This is a genomic window from Bacillus mesophilum (assembly GCF_008923265.1).
Classification (GTDB): domain Bacteria; phylum Bacillota; class Bacilli; order Bacillales; family Cytobacillaceae; genus Cytobacillus; species Cytobacillus mesophilum.
Genome location: NZ_WBOT01000002.1, coordinates 690,811 through 702,887 on the forward strand (window position 1 = coordinate 690,811; position 12,077 = coordinate 702,887).

Sequence of the window (12,077 nt, forward strand, 5' to 3'; positions counted from 1 at the left end):
GCTTTAACCTCTTTATTTTGTTGCCTCTTTTTCGTGACCCCATAATTCATTTTCATTCTTCTTTTCACCATTCTGAGCTTCTTCCTCAGAGCCAGTTTCAGAATCTGATCCTGCTCCCTCATCCCTCATATCATCTGCATCTGTATTAGTATTTGCAGCTGGATTTTCATCAGAATCTGTTCCATCTTCAATCATACTATCTGCTGGATCATTTTCCGCCGGATCAGGCTTTGTGTTAGCTATTAAACTCTTAATCACAACTTTATGAACAGGAGGGTAAAAGTCATCAGAAATGAATTCTTTTCTTAGAATGCCGCCTGATGGTTCCTTTACTTCACGATATAATTTAATAATGACTCCATCTGTGCCTTCTGCAACAGTCTGTTCCTCACCAAATCTCAGCTTTGCATCATACTGCACAATTGTCTTTGGTTTGAATACCTCTTGATCTTCTAGAGAAAGGCTGTATTCATATAGAAATGGCGAACCTTTTAAGGAAACATGGAATTGATTATCAATAAGCTTAAATTCCAGTGTAAAAGAGCTGTCATTTGTATTGCTGATAATAAAATCCATATTCTTGGCAGGATCTACTTTCGCTTCAAAGCCGGCTTCCGCATAATCTGGCAGCAGCCTGCTAATATGGCGCTCAGAAATAAGGAAATTGGTTGACAGCACTGTTTTATACATGGCAGATGCAATATGGCTTAATGTCTCACTGCTAAAGGAAGATGTTAACCCGTTTTCCTCAATGTATTTTAATAGGGATAGCTGTGATTGCGGCTCAATTTCAATCTGACTTACCGCTTTTGTCCATTTTTCCAGACTTTCATAAGCCTCGTCAGCTGCTAGAGTAGCTTCAGCCACCACTTGATCCTCTTCTGCTTGGGCAAAAAATGTCTGCAGCTTCATAGTCTGGCTGCCCGTATGCAAAAGAGAGGCCATATTCAGCAATTCCGTTCTTAGTTTCTCCTCCTGAAAATCCTCAGATGTCAGCTCTGGAGAAATCTCTAAAAGCTTAAGTGCCAGCTCATCTTCATTTACTGTTACAAGCAACGGATATGTGCCGCCTTGCTTAACCGCCTGCAAAGAAGAGTCTACATCAAAAGAAAAGATAGAAAGATCAACTTGTTCATCTTTTTCTTTATAGTTAAAAGAAAGGGTGTTTTGCTCCTGCCACAGTTTAGTGTTCTGCAGGATTTGATCATACGCTTCTTGAGGTGATAATCCTGTAACATCTACCGAGCCTACCAGCGTCTTTTCTGTATATACACCTTTACTTCCCGTAACATTTCCATAAACAGCAGTGCCAAAGTATGAAAAACTAAAAATAAACGCTGTGCTAACAAGCAAGATGATATATAATTTAGCACTATCTGATTTCTTCATGCTCCGATCCGCTCCGCTCATTATTCCTATTCAACATTTACTGCCAATTCAATTAGGACTGCTGGTCCTTCCGTTTGCGCAGAGTGTATTTGGTCTTCTGTTAGAATGGTTCCAGCTGGAATGAAAACTTGTCCATCTAAACCAATAATATCTTTGTTGACCTTTTTACCGACAAGCAGTTCCACCTGTTTATTTTTCAAGGCATCAAGCTGCTGCGTATTTTGCTGCTGTTCTTCACTAGCCGCAGCTTCCTCATGGTGGATGGAATCCAGTTCAGGTGTTTGCTGTCCAAGAAGCTCATGGTTATCAAGGAAGCCTTGTTCTGCATCTTCATTTACAATAACAATATCTTTTCCATACGTAAGTACGAATTCTGAAGGCATTGTCACTTGTTTTTCACCTACAAGCAAATCCATTCCAAGGATTTGACCAGTTTCGTCATCAGCGTAAAATTCAATGACTTCACCAAGCAGTGCACCTTTTCGTGTCATTACTTTTGTTTGGTTGATTTTAATTTTTTTGTTTACGAGCTGGTTTGCAATTGGAATTTCGTTGAGGTCAATGACGGCATTGTCTGTTTCGACAGTAATAGCGTATTCTCCAATTCCGACAACTTTTTTGAATGGAATTGCTTTAACGCTTACTTGCCAGTCTTCGTGTTCAATTGTCAGGAAGTCAATTGTTCCTTTTTCAGGGTTGATTACGAGTGTTTTTACTGCGCCGATCTGCTGTCCGTCAGCGATGCTTATAATTGGCAATCCTGTAATTTGTGAGCTGTTTTTCATTTATGTCACCACACCTATTCTTTTAGAGATCACTTTTCTGCTTTAATTACAGAAAAGGTATAAAGATTTTTATTCTTAAGGGTTCACGTAAGGCTGCTTTCCGCTTCGAGGCACTCGCTTTCCGCGGGTGGAAGTTGAGCCTCCTCGGTGCATTCGCACCTGTGGGGTCTCAACCTTTCCACTTCTCCCGCAGGAGTCTCGTACCACTCCGCTGCAATCAGCCAACATTTTTACATATTCATATGAATTTATACGTCTCACTAATCAATCATCTGATAGTATCCATCACAGGCCATATAACACAGTCATATCAACCCATTACTTATAGATTACTGTTCCTCGTTGGAATAAGAAAGTAGTAAAAATTGGATTTGTTCTGAGATGATTGGCATGTTGGAATATTGGTTTTTCAGTTCGTTTAGTAAGGTTATCAGTTTTTGGTGCTCTTGCTGTGAGATATAGTGTTCGATTAGCAGGCTGGCAAAGATGTAGTGCTCTTTTTGCGGCATTTTTTGCTGCATGCACTGCTGGATCCATTTTTCGTATACTTGAGGTTCTGTCGTTTCTTTTGCCAGCTGAAGCTGTTCAAGAAGAGTTTTCAGCACTTCTCTTTGAAGAGTGATATTTTCTTCCTGTTCTTGCTGCTCTTCATCCGAATCAGATGATGTTGCTGCTAGAATCCACGGCTCGTCTTCTTCCTCTATAATAGGATCTTCTTCATCGGCCATAAGCTCTGGAATGATCTCATCACTTTCATTAACGGCTTCCTCAACGTCTTCTTCATCGAGACTTTCTTGGAACTCTTCAAGCACAATCGCTTCTTCACCATCTTGCGGCTGCAGAATTTCTTCAGAAGAGACTTCATCCTTCTCCAGCATTTCCTCTAGTGAAGGGATAATGTATGAACTTTCATCGAAAAGTTCGCTTTCTGGTTCTGATTGAAGCTTTTGCTCTGAAGTGCTTGTCTCATTTTCGACTGAAGCAGGGATAATAAAATCATCATCCTCTAATTTCAGACCAAGGCTAAACTCATTTTCTTCGGCTTTAACAAGCAAGTCATCCTCGTTCTTTTGCTCCGCCTGTAATACAGGATTGTCATCAGACATCAGTGACTCCAGCTCACCAATATAGGAAAGCTCCGCATCTTTAGAATCATCTTCTTCGTCTATGGCAAGCGTCTCTTTGTCTTGTGCAAGTTCAGTTAATCTAATTTGGTCGAAGTCAATTTCATCAAGCTGTCCGTCCACTTCTTCTGCTTCCGTTTCCGCTAACACCACTGCATCTGTTTGCTGAGAATCAGCTACCGGCAGTATGATTTCTGCTTCAAAAACTTCCAGTACATCTTCTTCATCGTGATCTGTTTCGATCAGTTCGATCACTGAATCATGGTCCTCACTAGGAGATACCTCCTCTTCAGCTTCCATTTCTTTATAGTCTTGATGATCATCCTGACTGTAATGTGGAAAAGCAGTGTCTGCAGTTGCTTCTGCTGCAAGAAATTGCTCGCTTCTTTTCATCATTAAATACCCGCTCATAACAACCAGCAGAAGCAGTATTAATAATAACTTCCATAATTCCATCACCGATTGTCCCGCTATGCCAAGCAGTGCAAATGAAAAGGATAAAACAGTCATCACCACTTTCCCTTTTTTCGTTAAACCGAGCGGCAAGTAAATGACGAGCGGAATAATGACGATTAGGGAGATTGCAGCTAAAATGAAGCTAATCATCGTTTCACCTCACTAGTATAGGATAAAAGATTCATAATATTGCTAACATTGTCGAAAAATAATAGAAAACAATGTAAATTGTCCTAAAAAAACAGTAAATCATAAGAAATATTGTATAATATAATCATCAAGAATGAAAGAAGGGAAACGAATGAATTGTAAAAAAATCCTTTCTAGTACTAAAGGCCTTACTCTTATTGAGGTTTTAGCCTCATTAACCATCTTGAGTATCGTTTTAATTGGAATCATGAGCTTTTTTACGCAAGCATTTTCCTATACCAATAAAAACGAGACTAAAACGGCAGCCGTCAATGTTGCCCGCAATGCCTTGATGTATGTCGAAAATCAGAGTTTTATAGAAATGAGAGAGAAATTCTCCTCCTCCAATTCTACTAATCAAAATGAAGAATTACGTATTTATATATGTAAGAATCCAGATGGCAGTGAACAATATAATTTGTTTTGGAAAGGCGAAACACAACGAGCAGACTGCTCATCCATAACAGTAAACAATATCAAATATGATGTGCGTATTACTTCTAATTATTCTAGTGAATATAAAGAAAATCACGAAGACTATTTTGTTCCGCTTAAGGCAGTAGTGACATGGAATGATGGTGATACTCAAAAATCGACCGAGGTTGAAGGAGCTATTCAAAGTGAAGATATTAGATGAAAAAGGAGCAACACTCTATGAGCTGCTCGCGGTAATGGTCATCTTAATGATTGTATTGCCGGTGATATATGGTGTCTTTTCGTCAGGCTATAAATTGTACAATAAAGTAAATGCTGAAGGCCAGCTCCGAGATGATGCTGACTATACAGCAACCATGATTATGAATGCCTTTTACTCAACTCCTTTTGATTATGTCCGTTCCTGCGGAGACAACTGCATAGAGCTTGTAGACAGCGAGCATACCACTGTTGCACTTGAAGAAGGGGAACAGCAGTCGTTTTACAGCATTGATCAATCAAGTGTATATGATGAAGAAAAAGTAACGATTATTCAGCTGACAGATAAAACAGTGAACGATCAAACGATTTCAGTATTTGAAATTGATGGAGCTGCTTTAGATGTTCAATCCGATTTTTCAAATTCAACCATTACTGGCTGTGAAGGCGGTCCCTGTGAGACTGGAATTATACAGTTACAATTCAATTTATCACATAAAAGGCTTGCGGAAGGAAATTTGGAGCTTGACAGTCAATTCGGCTTTTAAAGGAGAACAAAATGATAAAAAATGAACAAGGAAATAGTTTAATTATCGTATTACTTGTTTCACTCGTTTTTACCGTTTTAGGAATGGCCGTTGTCTCCGCCTCCATCGGCGGTGCCAAAAGAACTGAAACAAGGGAAAGTGATGTTGTCTATACGTATGATGCATTAAAACTATTGAATGAAATGACAAGCACCCTTCCAGAACTATTAGGCGAAGAGAAATTGAATCTTGAAAATTTCAGACGCTGGGACAGCAATCACCGCTTATACGTCGAGAATCGTTTTGACGATGTCTTAGAGAGTGCAATTGTGGAACAGATACTTGAACCCAATCGCTCTGCAGATTATATCGAGTGCATGAATGTAATAGACGTCAGTACTGGTTCACCATCGTACCTGGATAACAGTCACGCATGTGTAGGCAGTCTTACAAACTATGATGCTCCTTTTAACATTGATAAAAATCTCGATTTCACCAGAGTACTAGATGTTGTACTTGTAACAAAAAACCCAATTGAAACAGAAGGGAAAGTAACGAGAACCATTAAGAAAAGATTAATTCTTTCTCCTCTGCCAAGCTTTTTGAAGTATGCAGCCGGATCTTTTTCTGATAATGAAGGAGAAGGCTTTAAATTAAATGGCTCTGCGAACTTCAATGGAAATGTATATGCCAATCATCTTCATATTCAAGAAGAAGCAGAGTTTGAGCTTCGCGATGGCACAGAAAAAACGCAGGATACACCGATGTCATCCATTACAGGCGATTTATATAGCAGTTCAGCTAACCTGCTGCCGCTATTAAAAGAAGAGAACTTTTACAAAGAGGATATTCCGGATTTAAAGCATGACAGTCAGTTTATTAACATTCAATTTCAAAAGTCAATGAATGAACTGGCCAATTCGATCTTAACGGATAGCGATCTGTCTGCAGCCAGAACAGGCAATGGCAGTGATTTCTCAGACAGCTTGGCATCTGCAATCAGCAATACACAGCCAAGCAGACAAATTATTGGAAGTGATGGATACATCGAGAAAGTGGAGGTTCAGCCAAATCCGCTATCCATTGTAGGGGAAACGGCTGCTCCGCTTGATAATAGCTTTATTATTGAAAGTGCAGAGCAGGCAATGGAATTTAATGACCCGTTAAAAGTGAATGGCGATCTTGTCGTAATGAGTACCAATTATCCAATTTCTTTCCGTGAACAGCTAGTGGTTGATGGCGATCTATACTTAGTCAGCTATAAGGATATGAGTTTTAATGGAGACATTCTTGCTACAGGTGATGTTCACATCATAAATATGACTGGAACGCTGAGTGCAAACCGCAATATTATCGGAGCCAAAAATGTTGAGTTAGAGTCCTATGAAAACAATACGCTTTCTGTGGCAAGCAGCGGACTAAAAGTAGCTGGTGACATCGTTTCTGGAGAACATGTTTTTCTTAAACCTTTTTCGACCACCATTGATATTCAAAGAAATATAATCAGTAATAAGAACCTGACGATCATTGGAGACGAAGATGACCAAGGCGGAGAAGATGATCAAGTCATGTTTGACTCTGTCGTATATACAGGAGAAAAAGCAAGCATATCCAATGTCAACATCATTGGTGCGCAAAACAATGAAAAGCAAATTGTCCTGCTTGTTCATGACAATTTGTTAATAACTCGGATTAATGAATTTAATAATTATACACCTGCTGATGAAGAAGGACTTCCCTACTTGCCAAGGGAAAACAATACCGTAAAGCCGCTAAAAGGATTTTTCTATACTGAAAAGGATGCTGAATTATATGGAGTCGGTTCACTCTTTTATATAGAAGGCGGGCTTTTTGCTAAAGAGGCATTAACGATTAATGCTATTCGAGGCAGAGTTAATTCCATCACGCAGCTGCCCATGGGCAACCAGCAAGAAAACAACTATTCTCGCTTTATCGTCGATTATAATCAGGATGTTCTGCTGCAGAGAATTGAAGCACTTCCGATTGTGGAACAGCTTCAAGTATTTTCGGATGAGCTGATTGTTGATTAAGAAGGTTGGTTTAAGTGTAAAAGAAGGGATGCCACAAAGCATCCCTTCTTTTTTTCGAGTAAATTAAAAGTATGCAAAACAAAAACGCCCTACATCGTATAGGGCGTTTTTCACGTTTTAGCTATTCATTTTACCAGCGTCCTGCTCCATTTGAACCGCCGCTGTCATGGTCTGCTCCCTCAGGTCCTACTTCAAATAAAGCAGATGCCTTTGGTTTTGATTGATCTCTTTGCTTTTCGGCTTCTGCTGTTACCGTAGAATAACCGACTTCTTCACCGATAATATACCATTCAGATCCTTCTTTTCTAACAGATACTTTATCTGGCAGAGTAGACAGCAGAGATTCAATGTCTTTGTCTGTTGCATTATTAGGGTTAAAGATTAACACATCTTTGAGAGCAATCTCTTCACCTTCTTCAATTTTGAAGACAGACTTGATAAACTTTATTTCTTTTAATCCAATATAGGCGTCTTTAACAATTACCGGCACCCTGACTGTTATACCAGAGCCATCTTTCGTTTTGACAACTAAATAGGTTTCCCCTTCAGCTTTGCCGATAATTCTCATATCCCCTTTATATTCAGCTATGTTCTGATCTTCGATATAAATATCAAGATCTCTATTAGATGCATTTAGCGGAGAAATGTTAACACTAAAGGATTTAACTTCATCTACTTCCAGTTCCAGTGGATTTGGTGTTACATTGATTGATTCAACTGGAACTTGAAGAGTAATATCCTTTTCTACAGGCGTATTAAAGGCAAATCCGCCTTCCGCTTTTATTCTAATTGTATTTTTCCCTATATCATTGATTACGATAGATTTTGAAGGGTCAAATTCTGTCCATCCGATATTGCCGTTTGGATTCTCAATAGAGTAATAATACTTAACTCCCTTGCCGGCAACTAGCTGTGTTACATCTACATTGACTTTTTCACTTGTAACGTCTCCATCCTTGTAGGCAACTCCGCTATCCTGGCCTGTCATTTCAAAATCAGGAGTCAAGTAGATGATCACTTCTTCATTATCAGAATACGTTATTTTAATGGCCGTATTTTTATCGCCGACAAATTCCATATCTTTGATAGGCTTAGGTTTTAATCCGTAATCATTTGGGAACTCGGTTTGAGCTAATACCGAGTTATTATTATTTAAATCAACTTTGTTAATAATCCCAGATGCATATCCATCATAGGCTTTACCGCCCATTTCGTTCAAACGCACTCTTAAATTAATAAACTGGTTGGCCGGTGCAATGGAGGCCTGCTGTTCACCAAAACGGCTATCTTTGTACGCAACATACGCTGTTGGCATCTTGACATTATTAAGAGCCCAGTCCCCTTTCAGATTTAAAGAGGCTGCCAGATTTCCCGGAAGAAAATTCCCCAGCGCATAACTGATATTCTGCGAGACCGTAATTTGAGCAGCTTTTCTGCCGTCTGCACCAATAATTTCCTTAACACCTTGAGTTGGTACAATGGAAATACCATTCGGCAAAGGCTGAATAATTTGGATATCCGTTAATCTTCCTGTAACCAGGCTGCTGTATAGACCATTTGGTGTTAATTTATAATCGACCTTAAATTCGTTTGATCTTTCTTTAGACCCTGAAACCTTAACCAAATTATCAACACTATTCGTAATACCTGTTAATTTCATCTCTCCAATCATGCTTGGAGCAGCGTCATCCTTAACAGATATTTTTACTGGTGCATGAGTAATAGGTGCGAGTTGTTTTCCTGTAATATCTCTGTATACAAGTTTAATATCATTAAAGATATAGTCACCTGCTTCTGTAAAGCTTAACGGAAGGGAAAAGTCTATAGGCTGTGGTGCCTCTTGATTTAATGGATACTTCAAATCAAATTTAATAGTAGCCACACCATTACTAATCGCAGCATTTGCCCCTTCAGCCAATTTCACCTTTCCATTAAATTTGCTTAAATCAACTGTAATCTCACCATTAATAGATGGTGTATCGATTTCACCGGAGATCGAACGGAACACTTCAGAAATGTTACCTTGCGATGCTTGTCTGGCTGTAACACCTGTCACAGCAGACAATTGTCTTAAATAAGACATATCTACTTCATTATCATTACCAAAACCAATTGAATATAGTTTAATATTACTAGCAGACAACGACTGTGCTAGAGCTAAACCGTGTTCTTTAATTCGTTTTTTAGTTTCATTCACATTTTGATTAATCGTTTGTTTTCTACCATTTACATAGTAATAAACCTCACTAAAATCTTGGCCCGTTCTTGTGTTAGTATAAATTTCATGATAGACAAGGACTTCTTCTTTTACTGTTTTCGTCTCATAGACTGGAACATCCTGGCAAAAAAACCAATAGCATTCTCTTTTAGTGCCTACTTGCACTTGTTTTTGATATGTTATTGTTTCTTTAAAGTTTGAAAATGTAGGTTCTCCATCTGTCATAAAAATAACATACTGATTGTCTGCTGGCTTCTCAGCTCCGCTTTTCTTGCCTCCAAGCATTTGAAGAGCAGTTTCGAAAGATTGGGTATAGTTTGTTCCACCAGATGCTGATAGTGAATCAACAGTCGCCTCAATTTTATTTAAATTAGTGATAAAATGATCGACAGAAAAATAAACTATTTTATCAGTAGCCACCCCAGTATCAAAAGGAACTAACCCAAAACGATCTCCAGGCTGTCCATGCTCTTTAAAATACTCAACCGCTTCTTCAATGGCATCCTTTGCATCCTGAAACTTTTTCGGATTTCTACCCGATTCATTCATCGAACCTGATTTATCAAAAATGAAGATTAGGTCGATTGGATCTCTATCAGGATTTGTAGCCATTCCTTTTGGCACAAGATGAAGATCAAGGCCTCCAATTGCATCAGCATTCTGCGGCTTAACAATAATCTCCTGAGATGCTTTTGCTGAAAAGTTTACCGATGGAGGATCTGCAGCTGCTGAAGCTCCCGTTGGAGAAAAAAGTATAGATAATAGCATTGGCAACAGCAAAAACGGTAACAGGATTTTCTTCATTTGCTTCATCTTTTTCACTCCTTTCAAATTTATGAATTTTTCACAATATAACCAGAACTTTTATACTACAATTATATCAATTTACCTATAAAACAAATAGTTAAATCTATCGAAATGATAAAATTTTTTTCAATAAAAAATAGAAGACAGAAACCTGTCTCCTATTTCCGAAACAACTTTATTTAACATATTCAGCAACCTTATTTCTTCCCGCTCTTTTTGCCCCCGTATAAAGCGCTCTGTCTGCATGGCGGATCAGTGTCATTGGGTCTTCAGCATTTTCTGGAGCTGCTGCGACCCCGAATGAAGCCGTGATTTGTATTTCGAGGTCGATCTGTTCTGCTCCAATATGCTGTGATAATTGAAACGGCTTATTCGCCAGCAGGAGCCTTAATGTTTCAGCAAATTGAATAGCTTCATGCTTAGGACAGTTGGGAAGAACAATAACAAATTCCTCGCCGCCATATCGGGCAACAATTCCAGAATCACCGATAGCAGCAGTCAGACGATTTGCCAGTTCACATAAAATCTCATTGCCGCTTTGATGTCCATAATTATCATTGATAGATTTAAAATGATCAAGGTCGAGAATGATTAAAGAGAGTGTGTAAATCTCCTGTCTTGCCAGTTTTGCAAACTCGATATTCAGTCTTTTTTCCAGGTATCTGTAATTATAAAGCTTTGTTAGCGCACAGCGCTCGCTTTTTTCTTTTGTTTTCTCGTAATGATTGGCATTTTCGACCGCAATGGCCAGATGTGAACAAAGAATATCAACAATCATCAGCAAAGATTTGTCAAAAACGGCTTTTCTTGTAGAAGCCAAAAAGAGTACACCGGTTACTTCGCTGTTTCGAACAACCGGAACCGAGACAATGCTTTCGATATTTGCAGGCACATATCCTTTAATCAGCAGCTGCCATTCTTTTCTTGTCTTAAATAAGACACCCTTTTTTTGTTCCCACACAAAACCGCTTATTCCTTCTCCTTTTTTTAGCGGCTTCATCACCGCTTCGTTTATTTGCCCATTTTCATAGCTTCGGATGATCTGCAGCTCTTTCCCGTCCACAATGTCCATTAGATATACATAATCAGCTGGAAGCATCTGAATCAGCTTCTCCATAAATAAATCGAGCACAGCTCCGACTTTTAATCGTTCTGCCAGCTGATGGCCTATTTCCGCTACTTTTTGTAAGTACGCATTCACATTTTCACTGGAAGAATATAAACTCATAATCAGCGAAAGGCTGGCAAATGGAATACCGACACATAAAACGGCAATGACACCAATTTCTTTATATAAAATAAATAGAACATACCCAACTGGGAAAGAGGCTAATGAAGAGAGCATGTCCCAAATCATATCTTTTCCAAAGAGAAACTTCTTTTTATCCGTTAAAACGATATCTATAAAAATAAGCAATAATAAGTTTAAAATATAATAGAAGACTGGATATAAGAGAGCAATAAAAAAGGACTCAGTATTATAGGTGAGCTGGTCGCCGGAAACGCCGCCAACTGCATAGTAAAGCATACCGCTAAATAAAGAAACAAGGAGGAACATACTTGAATTTAAAGGCAGTCGATACAGTTGTTTATTTTTACTGATATTGAGTCTGGCAAGCAGCGCAAAAATCGCGAATTGAGCCAGCAAAATTTCAATAAAAAGACCAAATAAAAGAAAAACCGCCATAGAAACCCATTGCAGTAAAAACACAGGTGTATTATTAATGACGACAGGCAATAGTGCTACGAGAAAGGTAAGTAAAAAAAAGGCTGCCAAATCAGTCAGCGGCACTGCTTCAACAGGAGGAGGATAAAAATGATAGGCAATCCAAAGTGAAGCTGGCATCAACAAGATCCAAGCAGCCCAGATGATTTTTTTATATTTCACCTTCATCTTC

At 38.8% G+C, this 12,077-nt stretch carries 8 protein-coding genes; 3 read left to right on the forward strand and 5 right to left on the reverse strand.

Annotated features, from left to right (window positions below; genetic code table 11):
* Positions 1–12 precede the first annotated feature (12 nt).
* The 3 genes from F7732_RS08415 to F7732_RS08430 all read right to left on the reverse strand — a co-directional run bounded on the left by F7732_RS08415 (position 13) and on the right by F7732_RS08430 (position 3,904).
* Positions 13–1,389: a G5 domain-containing protein gene (locus tag F7732_RS08415; RefSeq protein ID WP_161598849.1), complete on the reverse strand. Its 1,377-nt coding sequence runs from the start codon at positions 1,387–1,389 to the stop codon at positions 13–15.
* Between the two features lie 26 nt (positions 1,390–1,415).
* Positions 1,416–2,174 carry a PRC-barrel domain-containing protein gene (locus F7732_RS08420; RefSeq protein WP_151573432.1) on the reverse strand — a complete coding sequence of 253 codons (759 nt, stop codon included), beginning with the start codon at positions 2,172–2,174 and terminating at the stop codon, positions 1,416–1,418.
* A 329-nt stretch (positions 2,175–2,503) separates the two neighbouring features.
* On the reverse strand, positions 2,504–3,904 hold the full coding sequence (locus F7732_RS08430) for a hypothetical protein (protein WP_151573434.1): 1,401 nt from the start codon (positions 3,902–3,904) through the stop codon (positions 2,504–2,506).
* Positions 3,905–4,055: 151 nt separating this feature from the next.
* Here F7732_RS08430 and F7732_RS08435 point away from each other — a divergent pair, with 151 nt between their 5' ends.
* The 3 genes from F7732_RS08435 to F7732_RS08445 are packed head-to-tail and all read left to right on the forward strand — an operon-like array spanning position 4,056 to position 7,154.
* Positions 4,056–4,580: a type IV pilus modification PilV family protein gene (locus F7732_RS08435; protein ID WP_151573435.1), complete on the forward strand. Its 525-nt coding sequence runs from the start codon at positions 4,056–4,058 to the stop codon at positions 4,578–4,580.
* Complete coding sequence (locus F7732_RS08440; RefSeq protein ID WP_151573436.1) at positions 4,564–5,124, forward strand: PilW family protein; 561 nt, start codon at positions 4,564–4,566, stop codon at positions 5,122–5,124. The genes F7732_RS08435 and F7732_RS08440 overlap by 17 nt, the downstream gene beginning before the upstream one ends.
* Positions 5,125–5,135: 11 nt before the next feature.
* Positions 5,136–7,154, forward strand: coding sequence for a hypothetical protein (locus F7732_RS08445; RefSeq protein WP_151573437.1), 2,019 nt, complete (start codon positions 5,136–5,138; stop codon positions 7,152–7,154).
* Positions 7,155–7,284: 130 nt separating this feature from the next.
* Here F7732_RS08445 and F7732_RS08450 read toward each other — a convergent pair whose 3' ends face one another.
* The gene (locus tag F7732_RS08450; RefSeq protein ID WP_240056569.1) at positions 7,285–10,185 is read right to left on the reverse strand and encodes a VWA domain-containing protein; all 2,901 of its coding nucleotides are present in this window, start codon (positions 10,183–10,185) and stop codon (positions 7,285–7,287) included.
* 169 nt (positions 10,186–10,354) lie between these two features.
* Positions 10,355–12,073, reverse strand: coding sequence for a sensor domain-containing diguanylate cyclase (locus tag F7732_RS08455; protein WP_338024082.1), 1,719 nt, complete (start codon positions 12,071–12,073; stop codon positions 10,355–10,357).
* Positions 12,074–12,077 lie beyond the last annotated feature (4 nt).